This window comes from Pseudomonas sp. NPDC088414 (assembly GCF_044753325.1).
GTDB lineage: Bacteria > Pseudomonadota > Gammaproteobacteria > Pseudomonadales > Pseudomonadaceae > Aquipseudomonas.
Map to the genome: position 1 here is coordinate 14,798 of NZ_JBIVMY010000023.1, position 25,350 is coordinate 40,147.

Annotated in this window: 22 protein-coding genes; 12 read left to right on the forward strand and 10 right to left on the reverse strand. The window is 61.3% G+C overall.

The annotated features are described in order from the left end of the window. The first annotated feature begins 92 nt into the window (after window positions 1-92). Both ACIP8I_RS18820 and ACIP8I_RS18825 read left to right on the forward strand, forming a co-directional pair. Window positions 93-1,199 (forward strand): NADH:flavin oxidoreductase/NADH oxidase, encoded by a 1,107-nt coding sequence (locus ACIP8I_RS18820; protein ID WP_400762965.1) that lies wholly within the window; start codon window positions 93-95, stop codon window positions 1,197-1,199. A gap of 89 nt (window positions 1,200-1,288) precedes the next feature. Then, the gene (locus ACIP8I_RS18825; RefSeq protein ID WP_400762966.1) at window positions 1,289-1,822 is read left to right on the forward strand and encodes a GNAT family N-acetyltransferase; all 534 of its coding nucleotides are present in this window, start codon (window positions 1,289-1,291) and stop codon (window positions 1,820-1,822) included. A 125-nt stretch (window positions 1,823-1,947) separates the two neighbouring features. Here ACIP8I_RS18825 and ACIP8I_RS18830 read toward each other — a convergent pair whose 3' ends face one another. Beyond that, a complete protein-coding gene (locus tag ACIP8I_RS18830) occupies window positions 1,948-3,576 on the reverse strand; it encodes a glucan biosynthesis protein D (protein ID WP_115988137.1) in 1,629 nt (542 codons plus the stop codon). A gap of 393 nt (window positions 3,577-3,969) precedes the next feature. Between ACIP8I_RS18830 and ACIP8I_RS18835 the strand changes: the two genes are divergently transcribed. Next, the gene (locus ACIP8I_RS18835; RefSeq protein WP_041063212.1) at window positions 3,970-4,155 is read left to right on the forward strand and encodes a hypothetical protein; all 186 of its coding nucleotides are present in this window, start codon (window positions 3,970-3,972) and stop codon (window positions 4,153-4,155) included. A 376-nt stretch (window positions 4,156-4,531) separates the two neighbouring features. Here the strand turns inward: ACIP8I_RS18835 and ACIP8I_RS18840 are convergent, their stop codons facing one another. Then, window positions 4,532-5,044 (reverse strand): Bro-N domain-containing protein, encoded by a 513-nt coding sequence (locus ACIP8I_RS18840; RefSeq protein ID WP_400763046.1) that lies wholly within the window; start codon window positions 5,042-5,044, stop codon window positions 4,532-4,534. A 346-nt stretch (window positions 5,045-5,390) separates the two neighbouring features. Between ACIP8I_RS18840 and ACIP8I_RS18845 the strand changes: the two genes are divergently transcribed. Both ACIP8I_RS18845 and ACIP8I_RS18850 read left to right on the forward strand, forming a co-directional pair. After that, window positions 5,391-5,972, forward strand: coding sequence for a ComF family protein (locus tag ACIP8I_RS18845; protein ID WP_400762967.1), 582 nt, complete (start codon window positions 5,391-5,393; stop codon window positions 5,970-5,972). A 5-nt stretch (window positions 5,973-5,977) separates the two neighbouring features. Further along, window positions 5,978-6,535 (forward strand): hypothetical protein, encoded by a 558-nt coding sequence (locus tag ACIP8I_RS18850; protein WP_007967760.1) that lies wholly within the window; start codon window positions 5,978-5,980, stop codon window positions 6,533-6,535. 58 nt (window positions 6,536-6,593) lie between these two features. Here ACIP8I_RS18850 and ACIP8I_RS18855 read toward each other — a convergent pair whose 3' ends face one another. From ACIP8I_RS18855 to ACIP8I_RS18890, 8 genes are all read right to left on the reverse strand, one after another. Continuing rightward, window positions 6,594-8,078 carry an APC family permease gene (locus ACIP8I_RS18855; RefSeq protein WP_400762969.1) on the reverse strand — a complete coding sequence of 495 codons (1,485 nt, stop codon included), beginning with the start codon at window positions 8,076-8,078 and terminating at the stop codon, window positions 6,594-6,596. Between the two features lie 218 nt (window positions 8,079-8,296). Beyond that, on the reverse strand, window positions 8,297-9,721 hold the full coding sequence (locus tag ACIP8I_RS18860) for a gamma-aminobutyraldehyde dehydrogenase (RefSeq protein ID WP_400762971.1): 1,425 nt from the start codon (window positions 9,719-9,721) through the stop codon (window positions 8,297-8,299). Window positions 9,722-9,886: 165 nt separating this feature from the next. Next, complete coding sequence (locus ACIP8I_RS18865) at window positions 9,887-10,696, reverse strand: ABC transporter permease (protein ID WP_003222021.1); 810 nt, start codon at window positions 10,694-10,696, stop codon at window positions 9,887-9,889. Next, window positions 10,686-11,621 (reverse strand): ABC transporter permease, encoded by a 936-nt coding sequence (locus tag ACIP8I_RS18870; protein ID WP_400762974.1) that lies wholly within the window; start codon window positions 11,619-11,621, stop codon window positions 10,686-10,688. The genes ACIP8I_RS18865 and ACIP8I_RS18870 overlap by 11 nt, the downstream gene beginning before the upstream one ends. Window position 11,622: 1 nt before the next feature. Beyond that, window positions 11,623-12,660 (reverse strand): ABC transporter ATP-binding protein, encoded by a 1,038-nt coding sequence (locus tag ACIP8I_RS18875; RefSeq protein WP_400762976.1) that lies wholly within the window; start codon window positions 12,658-12,660, stop codon window positions 11,623-11,625. Between the two features lie 224 nt (window positions 12,661-12,884). After that, entirely contained in the window at window positions 12,885-14,036 is a 1,152-nt protein-coding gene (gene ydcS, locus ACIP8I_RS18880) for a putative ABC transporter substrate-binding protein YdcS (RefSeq protein ID WP_258678590.1), read from the reverse strand. An 83-nt stretch (window positions 14,037-14,119) separates the two neighbouring features. Further along, window positions 14,120-15,577, reverse strand: a complete 1,458-nt coding sequence (locus ACIP8I_RS18885) for a gamma-aminobutyraldehyde dehydrogenase (RefSeq protein WP_045122138.1) — start codon at window positions 15,575-15,577, stop codon at window positions 14,120-14,122. Window positions 15,578-15,707: 130 nt separating this feature from the next. Continuing rightward, a complete protein-coding gene (locus ACIP8I_RS18890; RefSeq protein ID WP_007967749.1) occupies window positions 15,708-16,622 on the reverse strand; it encodes a LysR family transcriptional regulator in 915 nt (304 codons plus the stop codon). Window positions 16,623-16,819: 197 nt separating this feature from the next. Between ACIP8I_RS18890 and ACIP8I_RS18895 the strand changes: the two genes are divergently transcribed. From ACIP8I_RS18895 to ACIP8I_RS18925, 7 genes are all read left to right on the forward strand, one after another. After that, on the forward strand, window positions 16,820-17,551 hold the full coding sequence (locus tag ACIP8I_RS18895) for a tellurite resistance TerB family protein (RefSeq protein WP_400762978.1): 732 nt from the start codon (window positions 16,820-16,822) through the stop codon (window positions 17,549-17,551). 352 nt (window positions 17,552-17,903) lie between these two features. Next, window positions 17,904-19,526 (forward strand): methyl-accepting chemotaxis protein, encoded by a 1,623-nt coding sequence (locus tag ACIP8I_RS18900; RefSeq protein WP_007964198.1) that lies wholly within the window; start codon window positions 17,904-17,906, stop codon window positions 19,524-19,526. Beyond that, entirely contained in the window at window positions 19,526-20,044 is a 519-nt protein-coding gene (locus ACIP8I_RS18905; RefSeq protein ID WP_400762980.1) for a chemotaxis protein CheW, read from the forward strand. The genes ACIP8I_RS18900 and ACIP8I_RS18905 overlap by 1 nt, the downstream gene beginning before the upstream one ends. Further along, window positions 20,041-21,318, forward strand: a complete 1,278-nt coding sequence (locus ACIP8I_RS18910; protein WP_400762982.1) for a CheR family methyltransferase — start codon at window positions 20,041-20,043, stop codon at window positions 21,316-21,318. Before ACIP8I_RS18905 ends, ACIP8I_RS18910 begins: the two co-directional genes overlap by 4 nt. Further along, entirely contained in the window at window positions 21,315-22,010 is a 696-nt protein-coding gene (locus tag ACIP8I_RS18915; protein ID WP_400762983.1) for a chemotaxis protein CheW, read from the forward strand. Before ACIP8I_RS18910 ends, ACIP8I_RS18915 begins: the two co-directional genes overlap by 4 nt. Next, the gene (locus ACIP8I_RS18920) at window positions 22,007-24,295 is read left to right on the forward strand and encodes a hybrid sensor histidine kinase/response regulator (protein WP_400762985.1); all 2,289 of its coding nucleotides are present in this window, start codon (window positions 22,007-22,009) and stop codon (window positions 24,293-24,295) included. Before ACIP8I_RS18915 ends, ACIP8I_RS18920 begins: the two co-directional genes overlap by 4 nt. Beyond that, window positions 24,292-25,302 carry a chemotaxis response regulator protein-glutamate methylesterase gene (locus tag ACIP8I_RS18925; RefSeq protein WP_007964205.1) on the forward strand — a complete coding sequence of 337 codons (1,011 nt, stop codon included), beginning with the start codon at window positions 24,292-24,294 and terminating at the stop codon, window positions 25,300-25,302. The genes ACIP8I_RS18920 and ACIP8I_RS18925 overlap by 4 nt, the downstream gene beginning before the upstream one ends. Window positions 25,303-25,350: the final 48 nt, after the last annotated feature.

Below are 25,350 nucleotides of genomic sequence, written 5' to 3' on the forward strand. Positions count from 1 at the left end.
GCCCGCGGGGGCGGGTGCTGCACCATTTCCTGTCACTCGTCGACTTTTCAAACAGAACCCTGGAGCCTGCCCACTGATTTGAGAGGTGCCCCATGAGTCTGCTGCTCGAACCCTTTACCCTTCGCCAACTGACCCTGCCCAACCGCATCGCCGTGTCGCCGATGTGCCAGTATTCCAGCGTCGACGGTCTGGCCAACGACTGGCATCTGGTGCATCTGGGCAGCCGCGCGGTGGGCGGTGCCGGCCTGATTTTCACCGAGGCCACGGCGGTCACCGCCGATGGGCGAATCACCGCCGAAGACCTTGGTTTGTGGAACGACGAACAGATCGAACCGCTGCAACGCATCACCCGTTTCATCACCGCTCAGGGCGCGGTTGCTGGCATTCAACTGGCCCACGCCGGGCGCAAGGCCAGCACCCATCGGCCATGGATCGGCAAACACGGTAGCGTCAAACCGGAGGATGGCGGCTGGACCCCGGTCGGGCCGTCGCCGATTGCCTTCGACCCGCAGCACACCCAACCCAGGCAGCTCGATGAAGGGCAGATCGCCGAAGTCATCCAGGCCTTCGTTGCTGCGGCCAAACGTGCGTTGACCGCAGGTTTCAGCGTGGTCGAAGTGCATGCCGCCCATGGTTATCTGCTGCATCAGTTTCTGTCGCCATTGAGCAATCAGCGCCGCGATCAATACGGTGGTTCGTTCGAAAACCGTATTCGGTTGGTGTTGCAAGTCACTGAGGCCGTGCGCGAGGTCTGGCCACAAGAGTTGCCGGTGTTTGTCCGGGTGTCGGCCACCGACTGGGTGGAAGACGGCTGGAACCCGGATGAAACCGTGGAGCTGGCGCGCCGCCTCAAGGCACTGGGAGCGGATCTGATCGATGTCTCTTCCGGTGGTACCGCCGCCAAAGCCGAGATTCCAGTGGGGCCGGGTTATCAGACGCGCTTCGCCGAACGGGTGCGCAAGGAATCAGGTATCGCCACCGGCACCGTCGGCATGATTACCGAGCCGGCGCAGGCCGAGCACATTCTGCGCACCTGTCAGGCCGACATCATCTTCCTCGCCCGGGAGCTGCTGCGTGATCCGTACTGGCCGCTGCATGCCGACGATGATCTGGGTGGGCGTAAAGCGGTGTGGCCGGCGCAGTATCAGCGTGCGACCCACCGTGATCAGCCGATTCACGAGGCTGATCTGCGCGATTGATTTCAAACCGGCGCAACGTCTATAAAACCCGCCATTGAACCGGCGGGTTTTTTCTTGCCTGCCATTCGCGGATATCAGGGAAGACTGCCATGTTGAGCGAACGAGAACTGACCGAACACGACTTGCCATTGCTGACACTGATCGACCGCAGCGAGCTGGTGGAGGAGTGCTATCGGCTGGAAAACGGTGAATTGATTCTGTATCCGGTGCATTTCGACATGCGTGGCTGGCCGGAAGGCGAAGCCGAAGAGAATGCGCTGACGCTGGCGCAGTGCTTGCGGCGCGGTGGCTGGTTATACGGGGTTTTCGATGGGCAGGCGCTGGTCGCGGCGGTCGTTGTGGATAACCGGGTTATGCACAATCAGGGGCTGAGCATGCGGCAGATGAAGTTTCTGCACATCAGCCGCGACTATCGGGGGCAGGGGCTGGGAGTGAAGTTGTTTGCGCTGGCCTGTGAGCAGGGGCGGCGGTTCGGTGCCGAGGCGTTGTATGTCTCAGCCACTGAATCGCGCAATACCGTGGAGTTTTATCAGCGTCAGGGTTGCCGGCTGGTTGATCAGGCGGATCCGGATTTATTCGCTCTGGAACCCTGCGATATCCATTTGTATTTGCCGCTGGCCTGACGGACGCCATCGCTGGCAAGCCAGCTCCCACAATGGTCGGTGTCGATCACGAAATTTGTGGACGGCGCCGAACTTGTGGGAGCTGGCTTGCCAGCGATGAGGTCCGATCAGACGCTAGACAACCTTCAAGGATACTTGCGCTTGTCCGGCGCCGGCGGGAAGTACTGGTACAACCAGGTCTCGCTCAACGTGCGGTCATTGGTGCGGATGAACAGCCGCAGTTCCACCGGATCGACACTGTCGCTGGTCGGGTACCAGTCGAACAGGATCCGGTAACCCTTGATGTCATCGAGCACCAGCACGCTGAAGTCCTGCACCTTGCCATTGGAGCAGGTGACCACCGGTTCGATCCCGGTGCCCTGCGGCAGGCGATCCAGACCGCCACCGGTGAAGTCCACGGCAAAACGACGGGCCCAGACCGGCGGGTAATGCTCGCCCGGTGCCCAGCCTTCGACGAAGCCACCCATGCCCGAACGGGTCGCATGCACCCGCGCCAGCGGCGTGCCGACCGGTGGCAGGGCGCTCCAGTAGAGCTTGTAGCCATAGTTCAGCGAGTCGCCGGCAGCCACTGGCTTCTTCGGGGTCCAGAACGCGACGATGTTATCGAGGGTTTCGCCGGTGGTAGGAATTTCCAGCAGATCGATGGAGCCTTCGCCCCACGCGGTGGTTGGTTCGACCCACAGGCTCGGGCGCTTGCTGTACCAGTCGACAGTGTCCTGATAGTTGGCGAACTCGTGGTCGGTCTGCACCAGACCGAAGCCCTTCGGATCGGTGTCGGCGAACGCGTTGAATTGCAGGGTCGCCGGGTTGTTCAGCGGGCGGCAGATCCACTCGCCATTGCCACGCCACATCGCCAGGCGATCGGAGTCGTGAATCTGCGGGTGGATGGTGTCGCACATGCGGCGTTCGTGGGTGCCGCAGCTGAACATGCTGGTCATCGGTGCGATGCCCAGTTGTTCGATGGCGGTACGCGCGTTGATGTGGGCGTCGATCTCCATCACCACGCGCTCGGCCTGGCAATCGATGTCGAAGCGGTAGGCACCGGTGGCGCTCGGCGAGTCGAGCAGGGCGTAGACCACGAAGCGCGTGGCGTTCTGATCCGGGGTCTCGAACCAGAATTTGGTGAAGTCCGGGAATTCTTCGCGCTTTTTCGCGTAGGTGTCGACGGCCAGACCGCGAGCGGAGAGGCCATATTGGCCAGTCGCGTCCACCGCGCGGAAATAGCTGGCGCCGAGGAACGACACCACGTCATGGCGATCCAGCTCCGGCGCCTTGAACAGCTTGAAGCCGGCAAACCCCAGGTCGCCCTTGAGCTGCTGGGTATCGACCGAGGTGTTCTCGTAGTTGAACAGCGTCGGGCGGAAGTGGACTTCGCGGGCCGTGCGGGTCTTGGGATCGACGCTGTACATGCGCACCGGCTGGCGGAAACCCATGCCGACATGGAAGAACTGCACGTCCAGCTGACCCTTGTTTTCCTTCCACAGCGAATGGTCGCCGTCGTAGCGGATCGCGTTGAAGTTCTGCGGGGTCATGGTCGCCAGGGTCGGCGGCAGCACCTGTTTAGTGTCCTGATAGGCCGAGCCGGCCAGTTGCTTGGCCTGACGCTTGAGCGCTTCGAAGTCGAAGGCCTGCGCTTCACCATCGGCGGCGCCACCATTGGCGGCCCAGGCACGGGCGGCGAGCAGGCCGGAAGCCGAGAGACCGGTGTAAGCCGCAATGGCCATCGACGCTTTGAGCAAATTCCTGCGGTGCATAAATACAACCTGTCGTGAGCAATCCCGCGCCTTTCCTGGCACGTGCTGGATCAGAGATAACGGTTCGGACAAGCCTTCGGCCAAACGCAACGGACTATAAACAGATGCCGGCTAGCTTAAACGGTTCGCTCGCCGAGCAAAATTCGTTGATACACGGCGACAGAGTGTCAATGAAACAAGACATGTCGGTTAAATGTCTGACGGCACTTTCTGATTTACAGGGCATATCTGCTTTTTTCGACTAATTACTCTAAAAACCGCTTTTCAGCGCCGATTAAATTTCTATTCTATGGGCATGGCCGGCGCGACCGGCAGGGCACAGGCGCTGCTGTAAGGGGCAGGGCGATGTGGTGATCAAGCAATTCTTCGAAGTATCAGAGAAGGACATCGTCCATGGCAAAAATTCAAGGCATCGCCGAAATGCTCGGCATCTTTCCCTGCCTGAGCAGCGGGCGCAGAAGACGTCGATTGAGTTCTGAAGAGCTGAAGCTGGTGGAGCGTTATCGCGAGTTGTCGGAGAGTGACCGGATAGCGATGCGGTATCTGGTGGATGCGATGCGGAGTGTTTCGCGGTTCTAGCGCCGGGAGAGGGCCCGTGAAAGCCACTTGGCTTTTACGGTCGCCAAGTCAATCAACTTGCCTGCGTCGGCATCAGCGATGCCGACTTTTATTGCTTCCTGGCGCATGGCTACGCTGATTTGCTTTAGGTAACACTCTGCGAAGAACTCATCGCTTGGGATAACTTCCAGAACTTGGGGCATTTCAGTGATTGGCAATCTCATCTGCAAAACAACTCGTCTGGAGGTTTAAACGCTGGACCTGTGGCGAGGGAGCTTGCTCCCGCTGGACTGCGCAGCAGTCCCCTGCTTTTTGTAGAGGGGCCGCTGCGCGACCCAGTGGGACGGTGCGACGATTCGACAAGCTCCCTCGCCACAGGTTTTTTGTTAGATGGGCTTCAGCTACAGGTTCCGAGCACCGGATACGGCTGCTGGCCGTGCATCAACTCCGGCACGTCACGCCATTTGACCCACGCCTGTTGCTGCCAGTGCAGCAGCGGCACAGTGACGCCAGCCCAGTTCACCGAACTCAGGCTCGGGCAGTTCTCCAGAGATACCGCGCTGGTTTCGCGCAACATCGGAATCACTTCATGGCTCAGCCATTGGCGCAGGTTGCGGTTTTCCGGAACGAAGTGATGAACGAGCAGTGCGAACAGGCCGGATTCGCTGACCATCGCGAAATCGATAATTTCGCCATCCCGACGCAGGAGGACATGGCGGCGCTGATCGGGATCGAGTTTCAGGGTGAGGCGTTCGTTTAGCGGATAGCCCATCAGGCGACCTAGATCCTGAACGCAGAACCAGGCTTCGTGGTCTTGCATGAAGGCGTGGAGGAAGCGGTTGTGGCGCGTGAAGACGGTGGGGGTGAAGTGAGGAAAGTTTTCAGAGGTGTTTTTGATTTGTTTAGGCATTTGTCGACTCCAATATTCAGAATAGAGCCGCCACTCAAATGAGCGCGGTTGCGCCATGTTGATTTTGTTCCGGCTTCGACACCGGGCTGCTGATTTCACAGCCGGAAAGAAGACTATCTCCCGGATGCTCTCCGCGCCAAGTCTGCGCTATCGACACTAACTGTAGGAAACGGAGCTTTTCCAGGAGGGCTGCGTCTGTAGGAGATACCTGTTTTTGCACTGGCGCCAGTGAAACGACCCCTAACCAATGTTTTTTCCGCTATTTGTTTGAATCTCGCGCATCGCTTCAGATGCTCGGCCCTTGGTTTCAGGGCTCAAAGGATCGTTATGAATAATGGAGAATTAAATGAAGGTATCCCTCAAACAGATCAATGGACCTTGGGATCAGGGCTGGGTGCTGGACAAACACATGGTAAGTAGTACCTTTCTTGGCAACGATGATCGCGGGTATCCATGCTTCGATAACCAGCGCACCGAGATCGGCGAAGCGACCTACCAGCTCAAATACCAGAAGGATTGGACTCAGGTCGGCCCACTCGCCCAAGCGGTAGCGACAAATGTGTTCCCAAAACTGGATCAGGTCGGATTTGTAGTACCTATGCCTGCTTCAAATATTCGTCAGCGACAACCGGTAACCGAGGTTGCCCTGGCGTTGGGACAAATTACTGGGCTGCTGGTTTTCTCTGATTTGCTTCGGAAAGCGGCCACTGGAAAATCGCTCAAGGATTTGCACTCCAAAGCAGACAAGGTTGCTGCGATTGGAGACAGTTTCAGCGTCAATGACGAAATCACCACGGATGGGCGCTGGAATGTTTTGGTTGTAGATGATCTGTTTGATAGCGGGGCGTCGATGGACGCGGCCTGCGCTGTTTTGCGTAAATATCCCAAGGTAGGGAAGATTTACGTAGCGGCGCTAACTTGGAAGTGAACTCAATGACGACTGTATTTATTGCTGGCTCTATCAACATCAAGAACCTTGATCCGAAGGTTAAAGAGCGTATCAATAATATCGTTGCGTCCGATTTTGAGGTGGTGGTGGGTGATGCAGGTGGCGCCGACACTTCCATTCAGGAGTATCTGCTGAGTCTTGAGCGATCCAGAACCACGGTGTTCTGCAGCGGTTCGGCACCGAGGAATAACCTTGGGAAATGGCCCGCCAGAACAGTCGACTCCAAACACTCCAAAGGGTCGAGAGCCTTCTTCACCGAAAAAGACGTGGTGATGGCTGAAGCGGCTGATTACGGCTTGATGATCTGGGATGCAAAGAGCACCGGTACGCTCAGCAACGTCATTGAACTGTTATCGAGAAAGAAGAAATCGCTTGTCTTCGTCAACAAGGAAAAGGAATTCAAAGTGGTCGGAGACGTCAGTCAGCTCGAAGAGTTGATTGCATTCATGTCCGATCACGCCAGGCAAAAAGCCAATGAAAAAATCAGGTTGTTCGATCGTATTTCCTTGCTGAAGCACGATCAGGCAGAGCTTTCTTTTTGATGTTTTTTCTCGGCCTTCCTGAACCCCGGCACCTTGTCGGTGCCGGGATCAAACGCTCTTAGCGACTCACCTTCCACGCATCCCCAGCCGGCGCCTTCCCATGGTCATACGGCTTGCCAATCCACATGTAAACCAGCCCCAGCCCAATCACGATCACCGTGCTCAACACCATCGCATAGTTCACGTACCACGCCGCATCCGGTGTGCGTGGCCAGGCCATGTTGATGATTGCGCCGACGCCGTACACCAGCGCGCCGATGTTCACTGGCCAGCCCCACGCGCCGAGGGTGAATTTGCCGCTGGGTTTCCAGCCTTTGCTGCGTGCATACAATGCGGCCAGCACGATCATCTGGAACGCGAGGTAGATGCCGATGGCGGCGAAGCTGACGATGGTGGCCACGGCGTCTTGCAGGAAGAAACCGAGAGCGATGATCAGGCCGGGCAGGACGCCGGACACGAACAGCGCGGCAACTGGCACTTGGGTGGTAGGAGAAATCTTTTTCAGCAGTCGGCTGCCGATGACCATCTCATCGCGAGCGTAGGAGTACAGCAGACGGCTCGCCGCTGCCTGCAGGCTGATGACGCAGGAGATGAAGGAAATCATCACTACGCCCATCACCACTTTCGAGCCGATCGGGCCGAAGGCATTGTTGAGGATGGTGGTGACCGGGTCTTTGTCGGTGCCGTTGATCACCGCTTGCATGTCCGGCACGGCGAGGATCAGCGCCAGGCAGGCGAACATCGCCGCGATGCCGCCGATGTAGATGGTCATGCGCATGGCCACCGGGATTTTCGCGCTCGGGTTCGGGGTTTCTTCGGCAACGTCGCCGCAGGCCTCGAAGCCGTAGTAGAGGAACATCCCCGCCAGCGACGCGGTGAGGAACGCCGGCAGGTAGGAGCCGTCGACGCGGATGTCGAAAGTGTTGAACAGCACGCTCAGCGGCTGATGACGCTCGAAGATCAGCAGGTACACGCCGACGATCACCGCGCCGACCAGTTCGCAGAGGAAGCCGAACATGGCGATACGCGCCAGCACTTTGGTGCCGCTCAGATTGACCAGCGTGGCGAACAACGTCAGCACCAGCGCGATGACGATATTGGTGTTGTTGCTCGGCTCAAACCCGAGCATCGCCGCCAGATACGGGCCGGCACCGACGGCCACCGCAGCGATGGTCACGCACAGGGCGATGGAGTAGATCCAGCCGACCATCCACGCCCATTTTTTGCCGACCAGACGCCGTGCCCATGGATAAACGCCACCGGAAATCGGGAACTGCGAGACTACTTCGCCGAAGATCAGGCACACCAGCAACTGCCCACAGCCGACCAGCAAGTAGGCCCAGAACATCGGTGGCCCGCCGGCGGCGAGGCATAGGCCGAACAGGGTATAAACCCCTACGACCGGTGACAGATAAGTGAAGCCCAAAGCGAAGTTTTCCCACAGGCTCATGCTGCGGTTGAAGTTCGAGGTGTAGCCGAGTTTGCGCAGTTGTTCGGCATCGCTGTCGGCAACGGCGGCCGAGAATTCGGGTGAGGCACTCATGGGTGTTTGCTCCGGGAAATCGGCAGATTTCGGATGGCCGAGGCCGTGGCGGGGCTTTGCGGGCGCCGCCCGGGTCGGTGGTTATTGTTAGGTGTTGAATCCTGGTGGTGCGTGTGGCCGGTTTCTGCCTTGAAGCCGGAGTTGACGCCATCGCGAGCAGGCTCACTCCTACAGGTTGAAATGCGATTCCTTGTAGGAGCTAGCCTGCTGGCGATGCTTTAGTGCTTGAACATCACATGCCGAACCGTGGTGTAGTCCTCCAGCCCGTACATGGACATGTCCTTGCCGTAGCCGGACAATTTCTGACCGCCATGCGGCATTTCGCTGACGAGCATGAAGTGCGTGTTGACCCAGGTGCAGCCGTACTGCAAACGTGCGGACATCCGATGTGCGCGGCCTACATCGGCCGTCCAAACCGAGGAGGCGAGGCCGTAGTCGGAATCGTTGGCCCACTCCAGCGCCTGCGCTTCATCGGTGAACTTGGTCACCGACACCACCGGCCCGAACACTTCGCGGCGGACGATCTCGTCATCTTGTTGCGCGTCAGCCAGCACCGTCGGTTCGAAGAAGAAGCCGTTGCCTTCCACAGCCTTGCCACCGGTGATCAAGCGAATGTGCGACTGCGCCACGGCACGCTCGACGAACGCGGCGACGCGGTCGCGATGCTGCGCGGTGATCAACGGTCCCAACTCGGTCGACGGATCATCCTGCAAGCCGTATTTGATGCTGCTCACCGCCGCGCCAAGCTTCTCGACAAACTTGTCGTAAATGCCCTGCTGCGCATAGATCCGGCACGCGGCGGTGCAGTCCTGCCCGGCGTTGTAGAAACCGAAGGTGCGAATGCCTTCGACGGCGGCATCGATGTCGGCGTCGTCGAAGATGATCACCGGCGCCTTGCCGCCCAGTTCCATGTGCATGCGTTTGACGCTGTCGGCGGTGCTGGAAATGATGTTGGCGCCCGTGGCGATGGAGCCAGTCAGCGAGACCATGCGCACTTTCGGATGCGTGACCAGCGGGCTGCCGACGGTAGGACCACGGCCGAACACCAGATTGAGTACACCGGCCGGGAAGATTTCCGACGCCAGTTCGGCCAGACGCAACGCGGTCAGCGGGGTTTGTTCTGACGGCTTGAGCACCACGGTATTACCGGCGGCCAGCGCCGGGGCAATTTTCCAGGCGACCATCATCAACGGGTAGTTCCACGGCGCGATGGACGCGATCACGCCCACCGGATCGCGGCGGATCATCGAGGTGTGGCCGGGCAGGTATTCGCCACCAGCCGAACCGCTCATGCAACGGCTGGCGCCGGCGAAGAAACGGAACACGTCGGCAATCGCCGGGATCTCGTCGTTCAGCGCGGCGCTGTAGGGTTTGCCGCAGTTGTCGGATTCGAGTTTCGCCAGTTCCTCGCCATGGGCTTCGATGGCGTCGGCAAGTTTGAGCAGCAGCAGCGAGCGGTCCTTCGGCGCGGTTTGCGACCACTCGGCAAAGGCATTGTCGGCGGCGCGCACGGCGGCATCGACCTGGGCCTCGCTGGCTTCGTTGATTTCCACCAGCACACTGCCGAGCGCCGGGTTGAGCACCGGTTGGGCCGGGCCTTCGCCGTTGACCAGATGGCCGTTGATCAAGAGTCTGGTTTGCATGTCTGTTGTCCTCACTAACACTTTTATTGTTCTGGCCGAATTGAGAAACCTGTGGGAGCGAGCTTGCTCGCGAAGGCGGTGTGTCAGCCGACATCAATGTTGGATGTCATGGCCCCTTCGCGAGCAAGCTCGCTCCCACAGGGGATCTAGGTGTCCGATAGATGTCTATTTCCCACCACTGCCCGCGACACTCTCTCCACCCCGGGTCAGGTAATACGCCCCGAGAATCGGCAGCATGGTCACCATCATCACCAGCATGGCGACGACATTGGTCACCGGCACATCCCGTGGCCGGCTCAGTTGATTGAGCAGCCACAACGGCAACGTGCGCTCATGCCCGGCGGTAAACGTGGTGACGATGATTTCGTCGAACGACAGCGCAAACGCCAACATGCCACCGGCCAGCAACGCCGAGCCGAGGTTCGGCAGGATGATGTAGCGAAAGGTCTGCCAGCCGTCGGCGCCGAGATCCATCGAGGCCTCGATCAGGCTGTGCGAGGTGCGGCGCAGGCGGGCGATGACGTTGTTGTAGACGATCACCACGCAGAACGTCGCGTGGCCGACGATGATGGTGAACATCCCCGGCTCGATCCCCAGCGTCTTGAACGTTGCCAACAGTGCGATCCCGGTGATGATCCCCGGCAGCGCAATCGGCAAAATCAGCATCAGCGAAATGCCCTGCTTGCCGAAGAAATCGCGGCGGTACAACGCTGCCGAAGCCAGCGTACCGAGCACCATCGCGATCAAGGTGGCGATGGCCGCGATCTGCAGCGAGAGCTTGATTGCCTCCAACACATCCGGCCGCGAAAACGCCACGCTGAACCAGTGCAGGGTGAAGCCCTTCGGCGGAAAGCTGAACGCGGCTTCCTCGGTGTTGAAGGCGTAAAGGAAGATGATCAGGATCGGGAAGTGCAGAAACACCAACCCGCCCCAGGCGGCGATACGCAGGCCCAGTGAAGCGCGCTCAGAGTGCATCGAAGGCCCCCAGACGTTTGACGATGGACAGGTAAACCGCGATCAGCACAATCGGCACCAGCGTGAAGGCCGCCGCCATCGGCATGTTGCCGATTGCACCTTGCTGCGCGTAGACCATGCTGCCGACGAAGTAGCCCGGCGGGCCCACCAGTTGCGGCACGATGAAGTCGCCCAGGGTCAGCGAAAACGTGAAGATTGAACCGGCAGCAATCCCTGGGATCGACAGCGGCAAGATCACCTGCATGAAGGTCTGGCGCGGCTTGGCGCCAAGGTCGGCAGACGCCTGCAGCAGCGACGGCGGCAAGCGCTCCAGCGAGGCCTGAATCGGCAGGATCATGAACGGCAGCCAGATGTAGACGAACACCATGAACCGCCCCACGTGCGAGGTCGACAGGGTGCTGCCGCCCACCCCGGGTATGCCCAGAATGAACTGCAACACCGGTTCCAGCCCCAGGTGCTGGACGAACCACTGCGCGACACCGCCCTTGGCCAGCAGCAACGTCCAGGCGTAGGCCTTGACGATGTAACTGGCCCACATCGGCAGCATCACCGCGATGTAGAAAAACGCCTTGGTCTTGCCCGTGGTGTAGCGCGCCATGTAGTAGGCAATCGGGAACGCGACGATGGCGCTGGCGATCGACACGACGATGGCCATGCTCAGCGTGCGCAGGATGATGTCGAAGTTCGACGGCTGAAACAGCGCGGCGAAATTCGCCAGGGTCAGGTCGGGGGTGACCGCCATGGTGAAGTCGTCGAAGGTGTAGAAACCCTGCCACAACAGCACCAGCAACGAGCCGAGATAGATTGCGCCAAACCACAGCAGTGGCGGCACCAGCAGCAGCGACAGGTACAGATTCGGCTTGCGGTAGAGCAGGTTGGAAAACCGGCGCAACGGCGGCGCTTGAGTCATCGCGAGCGTGCTCATTTCACACCCCGCTCGCCACAGTGTCGTGCAGCGGAATCATCGCTTCCCGCGCCCAGCGTGCGCTCAGGCGCTGGCCGGTCTGGTGCTGCGCGCTGCTGTCGATCCACTGATTGTTGGCGTGGCTGATGCTCAGGGTCTGGCCGTTTTCCAGTTTCAATTCATAGCGTGTGGCGCTGCCCTGATACTGGATGTCGTGAAGCAGACCACTGACTTCGATTTCGTGACTGGCAAGCGGCCCTTCGGCGAAACGCACGTGCTCGGGGCGGATCGAAAACGGCTGCGGATGGCCGCTGATTTGTCGGGCGAGATCGCCACGGATCACATTCGAAGTGCCGACGAATTCGGCGACGAACGTGGTGGTCGGTTTCATGTACAGGTTGCGCGGGCTGTCGACCTGTTCGATGCGGCCCTTATTGAACACCGCCACGCGATCTGACATCGACAGCGCTTCGGTCTGATCGTGGGTGACGAAGATGAAGGTGATACCGAGCTGGCGTTGCAGTTTTTTCAGTTCGCTTTGCATCTGCTCGCGCAACTTCAGGTCGAGCGCGCCCAACGGTTCATCGAGCAACAGCACGCGCGGGCGATTGACCAAGGCGCGGGCGAGGGCCACGCGCTGGCGTTGACCGCCGGACAACTGCACCGGTTTGCGTGCGCCGTAGCCGCCGAGGGCGACCATGTCCAACGCCTCTTCGGCGCGCTTGTGGCGTTCGGTTTTGCTCACGCCCTTGACCTTCAAACCGTAGGCGACGTTGTCCAGCACGTTCATGTGCGGGAACAACGCGTAGTCCTGGAATACCGTGTTCACATCACGCTGATACGGCGGCAGACCGGCCGCTTCGGCGCCGTGAATGCGGATCGAGCCGGCGCTCGGTTGTTCGAACCCGGCGATCAGGCGCAGGCAGGTGGTCTTGCCCGAGCCGGAAGGGCCGAGCATGGAAAAGAACTCGCCGTCCTGGATATCGATGGAAACCCGGTCAACGGCCTTCACCTCGCCGAACTGCCTGGAAACGTTGGTGAACTGGACTGCAAGCGTCATGGTGCGGTGCTCCAAAAAGGCGTGGGCCGTCGCAGCGGTCCTCGCCTGGACTTCTGAAAAAACTGAATCCTGTTGCTTTTGTGGCGAGGGAGCTTGCTCCCGCTGGAGTGCGCAGCACTCCCAATTGGCCATGTGCGATTTGACGGGCAGACCGCATTGACAGGTCTTGGGGCGGCTTCGCCACCCAGCGGGAGCAAGCTCCCTCGCCACAGGTGAGCGGCTTGTCAGCGGCCGCCCATGATCGCGATGTAGTCCTGGGTCCAGCGGCTATAAGGCACAAACTTGCCCCCTTCAGCCTGCGGGGTTTTCCAGAAGGCGATCTTGTCAAACTGGTCGAAACCGTTGGTCTTGCAGCCCTCGGCGCCGAGCAGTTCGCTCTCCTTGCACGCCGCCGGCACAGCCGGCAACGAGCCGAACCACGCCGCCACGTCACCCTGGACTTTCGGCTGCAGTGACCAGTCCATCCACTTGTAGGCGCAGTTCGGGTGCTTGGCCTCGGCGTGCAGCATGGTGGTGTCGGCCCAGCCGGTGGCGCCTTCTTTCGGAATGGTCGAAGCGATCGGCTGTTTCTCGTTGATCAGGCCGTTGACCTGATACGGCCAGGCGCTGGAGGCGACCACTCCTTCGTTCTTGAAGTCGCTCATCTGTACCGTGGTGTCGTGCCAGTAACGGTGAATCAATGGCTGCTGCGCGCGCAGCAGATCGAGCACGGCCTTGTACTGCGCTTCGGTGAGTTGATACGGATCCTTGATCCCCAGCTCAGGTTTGGCGGTCTTCAGGTACAGCGCCGCATCGGCGATGTAGATCGGGCCGTCATAGGCCTGCACGCGACCCTTGTTCGGCTTGCCGTCGGGGAAGTTCTGCGCGTCGAACAGCACATTCCAGCTGGTCGGCGGCGTCTTGAACACGTTGGTGTTGTACATCAGCACGTTCGGGCCCCACTGATACGGGGTGCCGTAGGTCTGCTTGTTGACCACGTACCACGGCGCATCTTTGAGGCGTGGGTCGAGGGTGTTCCAGTTCGGGATCAACGCGGTGTTGATCGGTTGCACACGCTTGCCGACGATCAACCGCAGCGAGGCATCACCGGACGCGGTCACCAGGTCGTAACCACCCTTGGCCATCAGGCTGACCATCTCGTCGGAGGTGGCGGCGGTCTTGACGTTGACCTTGCAGCCGGTTTCTTTCTCGAAACCGCTCACCCAGTCGTAAGCCTTGTCGCTCTCGCCACGTTCGATGTAGCCCGGCCAGGCCACGATATCCAGCTGACCCTCGCCGGCGCCGACCGCCTTCAGCGGCTCGGCAGCTTGCAGGCTGGCGCTGGCCAGCAAGGCTGTGGTGATTGCACTGAGCAGTGCGGTCTTGTGCACGAACATGGTTGAACCCTCTTCTTTAAATTATGGTCGGGGCAGTTGTGAACGCGGTGCAGCATGCCGTTGGCGGCTTGTTATTAGCGTAGTCAGAGATGCTGGCCGTGGCGGGCCATGATGTGCCGCACCACGCTGTAGTCCTGCAGCGAATCACTGGATAAGTCTTTGCCGTATCCGGAGCGTTTCAGCCCGCCGTGGGGCATTTCGCTGACCAGCATGAAGTGGCTGTTGATCCAGGTGCAGCCGTACTGCAAACGGGCGGCGACCTGCATTGCCTTGTCCAGATTCTGCGTCCACACCGACGAGGCGAGGCCGTATTCGGAGTCGTTGGCCCAGTCCACGGCTTGCGCGAGTTCATCGAAGCGGGTCACGGTGACCACCGGGCCGAACACTTCGCGCTGGACGATTTCATCGCTCTGTTTGCAGCCGGCGAGCAATGTCGGTTGGTAGAAGAACCCGGCGCCGGAATGCACCGCCGCGCCGGTTACCCGTTCGATGTGCGGCTGGCCGAGGGCGCGCTCGACGAAACTGGCGACGCGGTCGCGCTGGCGGGTGCTGATCAGCGGGCCGATCTCGTTGTCGGCGTCGCGTTTGCCGGCGAAGCGCAGGCTGCTGACTGCCGCGCCGAGTTCGGCGACCAGTTTGTCGTGAATCCCGGCCTGGGCGTAGATGCGGCACGCCGCGGTGCAGTCCTGCCCGGCGTTGTAGTAACCGTAGGTGCGCACGCCTTCAACCACCGCCTGAATGTCGGCATCGTTGCAGACGATCACCGGGGCCTTGCCGCCGAGTTCCAGATGCGTGCGCTTGAGGGTTTTTGCAGCGGCTTGAAGGATTTTCTGCCCGGTGACGATATCGCCGGTCAGCGAGACCATGCGCACCTTGGCATGCCCGACCAGATGGCTGCCGACGCCTTCACCGCCACCGCAGATGATGTTGATCACCCCACGCGGCAGGATCTCGGCGAGTGCTGGCGCCAGTGCGAGGATCGACAGCGGCGTGTGTTCCGACGGCTTGAACACCAGGGTGTTGCCGGCGGCGAGGGCCGGGGCGATTTTCCACGCGGCCATCATAATCGGATAGTTCCACGGCGCAATCGATGCCACCACGCCAATCGGATCGCGACGCACCATGCTGGTGTAACCCGGCAGGTACTCGCCACTGAGCTGACCGGTCTGGCAGCGCACGGCACCAGCGAAGAAGCGGAATACGTCGACGGTCGCAGTCAAATCGTCCTGCCGCGCCAGATGCAGCGGCTTGCCACAGTTCAGCGCTTCGAGGCGGGCGAGGTGATCGGCGTGTTTTTCCACCGCACTGGCGATGTCCAGCAGCAGGTTCGAACGTTGCTGTGGCGTGGTGCGTGACCATTCGGCAAAGGCGCGGTGGGCGGCGAGGATCGCGGTTTCGACCTGCTCGGTGCTGGCCTCGGCGATGTGGGTGAGGATTTCACCGCTGGCCGGGTTGAGGATCGGCTCGACGAAACCTTGCCCGGCGACCAGTTCGCCATCGATCAGCAACGCGGTACACATCGGGGTCTGCACGCCAGCCATTTTCCGCGATCTCTTTTCTTGTGTGGTCATTGAGGCTCCCATGCCCGGGAGCCGACCGTCTTATAGATGCAGCAAGACTAGTGGGCGGCTCCGAGGTCGACAAATTCTAAATACTGAAGGTGGCATTCGATTAAATAGATGGCTTGCGTCCGCCGTGCGGTTGTTCGCGGGCCACGGTCAGAAATGGATCAACCAGGGCAGGGCGCGCGGTCCCTCGGCGCCAGGCCAGTCCGACGTCGAGGGTCTGGTTGAGGTCGGCAATCGGCCGCGCTTCGATGATGTCGCCCTCCAGTGACCACGGGCGGTAAGTCATGTCGGGTTGAATCGAAACGCCTAGCCCTGCCGCCACCAGACTTCGCACCGCCTCGGTGGATGCGGTTCTTAGGGTGATCTTCGGTTGCAGCCCGGCGCCGCGCCACAGGCGCTGGGCGTTGCGATCCATTTCGTCGACGTTCAGTTGAATCAGCGGCTCGCGAGCGACGTCGGCGAGGTTGATGCTGTCGTGTTCCAGCAACGGATGCTGGGCCGGCAGCCACAGACGATGCGGCGAGTGGGTCAGCACTTCGGTCTGCAAGGCGTGGCGGTCTTCGAGGTTGGACAGGATCAGCACGCCGACATCGATCTCGCCGCTGACCAGCAAATGCTCGATGTACGGCCGCTCGTCCTCCATCACGCGGATCTCGACATTGGGATAGGCACGCTGGAACCGGGTGAGCAAATCGGCGAGGTAATAACCGGCGACCAGGCTGGTCACGCCAACAATCAACTGTCCAGCGACCTGATCGGTACTTTGTTGCAGGCTGCGTTTGGCGTTATCCACGGTTGCCAGAATCAGATGCGCCTGGCGCAGGAACTGATGGCCTTGATGGGTCAGGGTCATGCCCTTGGCATGACGGCTGAACAGGCTGACGCCAATCTCTTCTTCCAGTTGCTGGATCGCCAGGGTCAACGTCGATTGGGAAATGAACGCGGTTTGCGCGGCTGCGGAGATCGAGCCGGTCTCGGCCACCGCGATGAAGTGGCGGATCTGACGCAGGGTCATCATGAGCAGGGTACCCGGTGGGCGGTTTTTATAGATTGGCCTGAGTGTATATCGTTTTTTTAGAGGGTAGCGGTGAGCGGCATGCTGCAAGTCGAAGCCCGAGCAACATCTGGAAGCACACTGGCAAGCAGGGCAGGGGCACTTTCGAACTAGGCTGAGGGCCTGATAGATCCGGATAACCCCTGTTTTGGAGGCGGAACATGAACACCCGTGGATTGCTCGATCAACTACTCAAATCCGGCCAGGAGCTGTTGCAGAACAAGGCCGGCGGGGCGCAGAACGATCAGCACAAACCGGCGGCTGGCGGCCTTGGCGGTTTGCTTGGCGGGTCTTCAGGCTCCGGTGCGCTGGGCGGCTTGCTCTCGGGGGCGGGCGGTGGTGCGCTGGCGGCCGGGGCGATGGGCCTGCTGCTCGGCAGCAAAAAAGCGCGCAAGGTTGGCGGCAAAGTCGCGATTTACGGCGGCCTCGCTGCCCTTGGTGTGCTGGCCTACAAGGCTTACGGCAACTGGAACGCACAAAAGGGCACGGCCCCACAAAGCGAACCGCAGACGCTGGATCGACTGCCGCCCGCGCAAGCCGAGCAGCACAGTCAGGCGATTCTCAAGGCGCTGGTTGCAGCCGCCAAGGCCGACGGCCACATCGACGACCGCGAACGCCAGTTGATCGAAGGCGAGTTCACCAGACTCGACAACGATCAGGAGCTACAGCATTGGCTGCACGCCGAACTCAACAAACCCCTCGACCCGGCCGACGTCGCCCGTGCCGCCAGCACCCCCGAAATGGCGGCAGAAATGTACATCGCCAGCGTGATGCTGGTGGATGAGGAGAGCTTTATGGAGAAGGCGTATCTGGAGGAATTGGCCAAGCAACTGAAGCTGGAGCCGGGCTTGAAGGTCGAGCTGGAGAAGCAGGTGCGCCAGGCATCGCAATAGCACTGCCTGAACACGGTGCTTATGTAAGAGCTGCGGCACGCTGCGATCTTTTGATTTTCAAAGCCAACATCAAAAGATCGCAGCGTACCGCAGCTCCTACAGGGTTTTCGGCCAGACGCCGAAGCCTGCTCGCGATTGCGTTTCCAGCCTCACAACCACAGCAATGGCCGATCCAGCGCCTCCTTTTGCCGTTCCATCACTGGCACGCCAGCCCCGGATTGTCGGACAGTCCCACCCCAGAGCCTTCCCGCGAACCACGTCGGGCCGGCCCGAGGGTTAAAAAGCGTCTTATAAATGAAACACCGCCCTCGGCTATACTCCCCGCATTTCGACTTAGGCACGAGGAATCACTGTGAAGAACTGGACGTTGCGCCAACGCATTTTGGCGAGCTTTGCGGTGATTATCGCGATCATGTTGCTGATGGTCGTTGTCTCGTATTCACGGTTGCTGAAGATCGAGGCCAGTGAAAGCAGCGTGCGTGACGACGCGGTTCCCGGCGTCTATTACAGCTCGATGATCCGTGGCGCGTGGGTTGACAGCTATCTGCAGACCCAGGAACTGCTCGGCCTCAAGGAAGGGCAGGGCATCAGCAGCGAAGACGCGGCGGACTACAAGGCGTTCGAGACGCGCCTGCAAGAGCAGATGGCCAACTACCGCAACACCGTCACCACCGACGAAGACCGGGTCGAGTTCGCCGCGTTCGAGAAGGACCACGACACCTACATGCAGATCCAGGATCAGGTACTCGATCTGCACAAGCGCAATCTGGAAGCCGAGGCAGTCAAGCTGTTCACCGAGAAGCTGACCCCGGCCTGGTACACCGGTCGCATGAAACTCAATGACATCATCGGCGAGAACAAACGGGTCGCTGATCAGGCCATGGCCAACATCGACGAAGCGGTGGCGGCGGCCAAGGTCAGCATGTTCGTCTCGCTGCTGGTGGCCGTGCTGGCGGCCGGTGCCTGCGGTCTGCTGCTGATGCGCGCGATCATGGCGCCGATGAACCGCATCGTGAAGATCCTCGAAATTATGCGTACCGGCGACTTGAGCAGCCGGCTGAATCTGGACCGCAAGGACGAGTTCGGCGCGGTGGAAACCGGCTTCAACGACATGATGACCGAGCTGACTTCGCTGGTGTCCCAGGCCCAGCGCTCCTCGGTGCAGGTGACCACTTCGGTGACCGAAATCGCCGCTACGTCCAAACAGCAACAGGCCACCGCCACCGAAACCGCGGCCACCACCACCGAAATCGGCGCGACTTCACGGGAAATCGCCGCCACCTCGCGGGATCTGGTGCGCACCATGACCGAAGTGTCCACCGCCGCCGATCAGGCCTCGGTGCTTGCCGGCTCCGGCCAGCAAGGCCTGGCGCGCATGGAAGACACCATGCACTCGGTAATGGGCGCGGCCGATCTGGTCAATGCCAAACTGGCGATCCTCAACGAGAAGGCCGGCAACATCAATCAGGTGGTGGTGACCATCGTCAAGGTCGCCGACCAGACCAACCTGCTGTCGCTCAACGCCGCCATCGAGGCCGAGAAGGCCGGTGAATACGGTCGCGGTTTTGCCGTGGTCGCCACCGAAGTGCGGCGTCTGGCGGATCAGACCGCCGTCGCCACTTACGACATCGAACAGATGGTCCGCGAGATCCAGTCGGCGGTGTCTGCCGGCGTGATGGGCATGGACAAGTTCTCCGAAGAAGTGCGCCGTGGCATGGCCGAGGTGCAACAGGTCGGCGAACAGCTGTCGCAGATCATCCATCAGGTGCAGGCGCTGGCGCCGCGGGTGTTGATGGTCAACGAAGGCATGCAGGCCCAGGCCACCGGTGCCGAACAGATCAACCATGCGCTGGTGCAGTTGGGCGATGCCAGCAGCCAGACCGTCGAGTCTCTGCGTCAGGCCAGTTTCGCCATTGACGAACTGAGCCAGGTGGCCGTCGGGCTGCGCAGCGGCGTTTCGCGATTCAAAGTCTGATGAGCGAAATCACCGCCAAACGCAGCGCTGCGCCCGTAGCGAAGCAGGCGTTGTTCCTGCTGTTTCGCATCGGCAGCGAGCGTTACGCCTTGCGCGCCACCGAGGTGGCGGAAGTGCTGCCGCGCCTGCCATTGAAGCCGATTGCCCAGGCGCCGAAGTGGGTCGCCGGGGTGTTCGCCTATCGCGGCACGGTGGTGCCGGTGATCGATCTCAGTGCGCTGACCTTCGGCCATCCCGCCGAGGCGCGCACCAGTACGCGGCTGGTGCTGGTGCATTACCGTCCGGATGAACGGCAGCCGTCGCGCTGGCTCGGGCTGATCCTTGAGCAGGCGACCGACACCCTGCGCTGCAACCCAGAGGATTTTCAGCCATATGGCCTGGACAATCGTCAGGCGCCGTACCTCGGCCCGGTGCGCGAAGACGCCCAGGGGCTGGTGCAATGGGTGCGGGTCAACGACTTGCTGGATGACGCGGTGCGCAGCCTGCTGTTCCCGGCGCCACTTGAGGCGCAGTCATGAGCAGCGACCAGCGTTTTTTCGATTTCCTCAAGGAGCGCATCGGCCTGGATGTCACGTCGGTGGGGCCGGCGATCATCGAGCGCGCGGTGCGCCAACGCACCACGCTCTCGCAAGCGGCGCACAGCGATGAATACTGGCAACTGCTGCAAGGTTCGCGGGACGAACAGCAGGCGTTGATCGAAGCGGTGATCGTCCCTGAAACCTGGTTTTTCCGTTATCCGGAATCCTTCGCCACCCTCGGCAAACTGGCGCGCAAGCGTCTGGACCAATTGAACAACATGCGCGCGCTGCGCATCCTCAGCTTGCCGTGCTCGACCGGCGAAGAACCCTATTCGATTGCCATGGCCTTGCTCGATACCGGTCTCAAACCGCATCAGTTCAAGGTCGACGGTATGGACGTTAGCCCGCTGTCGGTGGACAAGGCGCGGCGCGGGTTGTACGGCAAGAACTCGTTTCGGGGGCAGGATCTGGATTTTCGCGAGCGTCATTTCACCGCCGAACAGGACGGCCATCGGGTCAGCGAAGCGGTGCGTGAGCAGGTGCGCCTGCAGGCCGGCAATGTGCTGGATCCGACGCTGCTGGCGGGTGAGCCGCCGTTCGATTTCGTGTTCTGCCGCAACCTGTTGATCTATTTCGACCAGCCGACCCAGAAGCAAGTCTTTGAAGTGCTCAAGCGTCTGACGCACGTCGATGGCGTGTTGTTCATCGGCCCGGCCGAGGGCAGTCTGCTCGGGCGCCTGGGCATGCGTTCGATCGGCATCCCGCAGTCGTTTGCCTTCAGTCGACACGCTGAACCCATGCCCGAACCTGTGGCATTGCCGACCCCGACCCCTTTGCCGGTGCGCCAACCGCTGCGCAGTCCGCCGCCAGTACCGCCGCCGGTGCGTCCGCGGCCGTTTGCCAGCGTTGCACCGTTGCCGGTCAGCAGCAAAAGCGCCAACCCGGACGCGGCGACCTTGCTCGCCAACATCGCTGCGCTGGCCAACGAAGGCAAAAGCGCCGAGGCCCGCGCGGCATGCGAGCAGTATCTGCGCAGTCACGAGCCAGTGGCGCAGGTGTTCTACTGGCTCGGTCTGCTCAGCGACGTGGCCGGCGCCGCGCTCGAAGCACAGGGTCATTACCGCAAGGCCTTGTACCTTGAACCGCAACACCCCGAAGCGTTGATGCACCTCGCCGCCTTGCTGCAGGCCCAGGGCGACAGCGCCGGTGCCAGACGATTGCAGGAACGCGCCGCGCGCAGCGGCCGCACCGCCGACAGTGAGCGTAAACGATGATCCCGTCCGACACCTTGAACGTCACCCACGAAGACGCCCGGGCCATCGATGATTGCTGGAACCGTATCGGTATTCATGGCGACAAGTCGTGCCCGTTGCTGGCCGAGCACATTCATTGCCGCAACTGTGCGGTGTATTCCGCCGCTGCCACGCGCCTGCTCGACCGTTATGCGTTGCAGCAGGACGAACGCGATCCGGTCGCCGTGGCGGTCGAAACCGATGTGAAAACCCGTTCGCTGCTGATGTTCCGCCTCGGCGAAGAATGGCTGGGACTGGCGACTCGCAGCCTGGTGGAAGTGGCGCCGCTGCAGGCGATCCACTCGCTGCCGCACCAGCGCTCGCGGGCCTTGCTCGGCGTGGCGAACGTGCGCGGGGCGCTGGTCGCGTGTCTGTCGCTGGTCGAATTGCTCGACCTGGACGGCAACGCCGCACCGGCCACTGGCGCGCGGATCATCCCGCGCATGCTGATCATCGCCGCCCACGGCGGGCCGGTGGTGGTGCCGGTGGACGAAGTCGACGGCATCCATGCGATCGATGAAAAAATTCTCGACGCCGCTTCGCGTGCCGGCGGTGAACACAACAGCACGGCCAGCGCCAAATACACCCGTGGCGTTTTGCAATTCCGCGGGCGCAGCCTGCGTTGGCTGGATGAAGAACAGCTGCTGTCCGCCGTGACCCGGAGCCTTACATGACCCCCGAGCAAATGCGCGACGCCTCGCTGCTGGAGCTGTTCAGCCTCGAAGCCGAGGCCCAGACCCAGGTGCTCAGCAGCGGGCTGCTGGCGCTGGAGCGTAACCCGACTCAGGCCGACTATCTGGAATCGTGCATGCGTGCGGCGCACTCGCTCAAGGGCGCGGCGCGGATCGTCGGTATCGACAGCGGTGTCAGCGTCGCCCACGTGATGGAAGATTGTCTGGTCAGCGCCCAGGAAGGGCGGCTGTTGCTGCGTCCCGAGCACATCGATGCGTTGCTGCAAGGCACTGATCTGTTGATGCGCATCGCCACGCCGGTCAATGCTCCGCAAGCGCCGGACATCGAAGCGTATGTGGCGTTGATGGGGCGCCTGCTTGACCCTTCGGCAGCGCCCGCAGTCGCGCCGCCGCCGATGGCCGAATTGCAGATGCAGGCGCCGCCGCCTGCGCCGATTGAAAGCCCGGCGCCATCGATCGAAACACCGTTGGAAACCTCCGACCCGGCCCCGCGCAAGAACAAGCGCACCACCGAGGGTGGCGAGCGCGTGTTGCGGGTCACCGCCGAACGCCTGAACAGCCTGCTCGACCTGTCGAGTAAATCGCTGGTCGAAACCCAGCGCCTCAAACCGCATCTGGCAACCATGCAGCGCCTCAAACGCATGCAGAACAATGGTCTGCGAGCCCTGGAAAGCCTCAATGTGCACCTCAAGGAACATGCGCTGAGCCTCGAAGCCCAAGAAGCCCTTGAAGACGCGCGGCGCCTGCTGGCCGAATCCCAGCAATTGCTCGCGGAAAAGAACGCCGAGCTCGACGAGTTCGCTTGGCAAGCCAGCCAGCGCGCGCAAGTGCTCTACGACACCGCGCTGGCCTGCCGCATGCGTCCGTTCGCCGATGTGCTCACCGGTCAGGTGCGCATGGTTCGAGACCTGGGGCGCAGCCTTGGCAAACAGGTGCGGCTGGAGATCGAAGGCGAGAAGACTCAGGTCGATCGCGACGTGCTGGAAAAGCTCGAAGCGCCGCTGACTCACTTGCTGCGCAACGCCGTTGACCACGGTATCGAAACCCCGGAACAACGCCTGCTCAAAGGCAAGTCCGAAGAAGGCCTGATCCGCCTGCGTGCTTCGCATCAGGCCGGTTTGCTGGTGCTGGAATTGAGCGATGATGGCAATGGCGTCGATCTGGAAAAGGTCCGCCGCAGCATCGTCGAGCGTCAGCTGTCGCCGGCAGAAACTGCCGCGCAGTTGAGCGAAGAAGAGTTGCTGACGTTCCTCTTTCTGCCAGGTTTCAGTCTGCGCGACACGGTCACCGAAGTGTCCGGGCGTGGCGTCGGTCTCGATGCGGTGCAGCATATGGTGCGGCAACTGCGCGGCGCGGTGGTGCTGGAGCAGACGGCGGGCGAGGGCAGCCGCTTTCATCTGGAAGTACCGTTGACCCTGTCGGTGGTGCGCAGTCTGGTGGTGGAAGTCGGCGAGGAGGCTTATGCGTTTCCGCTGGCGCATATCGAACGCATGTGCGATCTCGAGCCACAGGACATTGTGCAGATCGAGGGCCGCCAGCATTTCTGGCACGAGGGCCGACACGTCGGACTGGTCGCGGCCAGTCAGTTGCTGAATCGTCCGGCCAGTCAGAGCAGCGGCGAAACCCTCAAGGTCGTAGTGATTCGCGAGCGTGATGCGATCTACGGGGTGGCGGTCGAGCGTTTTGTCGGCGAGCGCACGCTGGTGGTGCTGCCGCTGGATGAGCGGCTGGGCAAGGTGCAGGACATTTCCGCCGGAGCCTTGCTCGACGATGGTTCGGTAGTGCTGATCGTCGATGTCGAAGACATGCTGCGCTCGGTGGACAAACTGCTCAACACCGGGCGTCTGGAGCGCATCGCCCGTCACGGCAATCAGGCCGCCGAAGTGGTGCGCAAACGGATTCTGGTGGTCGACGACTCGCTGACCGTGCGCGAGTTGCAACGCAAGTTGCTGCTCAATCGCGGCTACGACGTGGCAGTCGCGGTGGACGGCATGGACGGCTGGAACGCCTTGCGTTCGGAGGACTTCGATTTGCTCATCACCGACATCGACATGCCGCGCATGGATGGCATCGAACTGGTCACCCTGTTGCGCCGCGACAACCGCCTGCAATCGCTGCCGGTGATGGTGGTCTCGTACAAGGATCGTGAAGAGGACCGGCGTCGTGGACTGGACGCTGGCGCCGACTATTATTTAGCCAAGGCCAGTTTTCATGACGACGCCCTGCTTGATGCAGTGGTTGAGCTCATTGGAGGAGCGCGGGCATGAAAATCGCAATCGTCAACGACATGCCCCTGGCGGTGGAGGCTTTGCGCCGTGCGCTGGCCTTCGAGCCGGCGCATCAGGTGGTCTGGGTCGCCAACAACGGCGCCGAGGCGGTGCGTCTGTGCGCCGAAAACACGCCGGATCTGATCCTGATGGACCTGATCATGCCGGTCATGGATGGCGTCGAGGCCACGCGACGGATCATGGCCGAAACCCCGTGCGCGATCGTCATCGTCACGGTCGACCGTCAGCAGAACGTGCACCGGGTCTTCGAAGCCATGGGCCACGGCGCGCTGGATGTGGTCGATACCCCGGCCATTGGTGCGGGGAACGCGCAGGAGGCGGCGGCGCCGTTGCTGCGCAAGATCCTCAACATCGGCTGGCTGATCGGCGAGAAAACCCCGCGCTCGCGTCCGGTGCCGACGCCTCACCGCAGTTCGGCGTCGTGCAAGCGGCTGGTGGCGATCGGCTCGTCCGCCGGCGGACCGGCCGCGCTGGAAGTGCTGCTCAAGGGCCTGCCACGCCATTTCTCGGCAGCCATCGTGCTGGTGCAGCATGTGGATCAGGTGTTCGCCGCGGGCATGGCCGAATGGCTGGCCAGCGCCAGCGGCCTCGATGTACGCCTGGCCCGCGAAGGCGAGCCACCGCAGGCCGGCGCGGTGCTGCTGGCCGGCACCAACCACCATATTCGTTTATTGAAAAACGGCACGCTGGCCTACACCGCCGAGCCGGTCAACGAGATCTACCGGCCCTCGATCGACGTGTTTTTCGAAAGTGTCGCCAGCTATTGGAATGGCGATGCCATCGGGGTTTTATTGACCGGGATGGGACGCGACGGGGCGCAAGGGCTTAAGCTCATGCGCCAGCAGGGTTATCTGACCATCGCGCAGGACCAGCAAAGCAGTGCGGTGTACGGCATGCCCAAGGCCGCAGCGGCGATCGATGCGGCCGTCGAAATCCGTCCACTGGAAAAGATAGCGCCACGGTTGCTGGAGGTTTTCCCAAAATGAACAGGCTATTCCGCAATCCTGGCCCCCGCAGTATTCAGGTGACCGCCC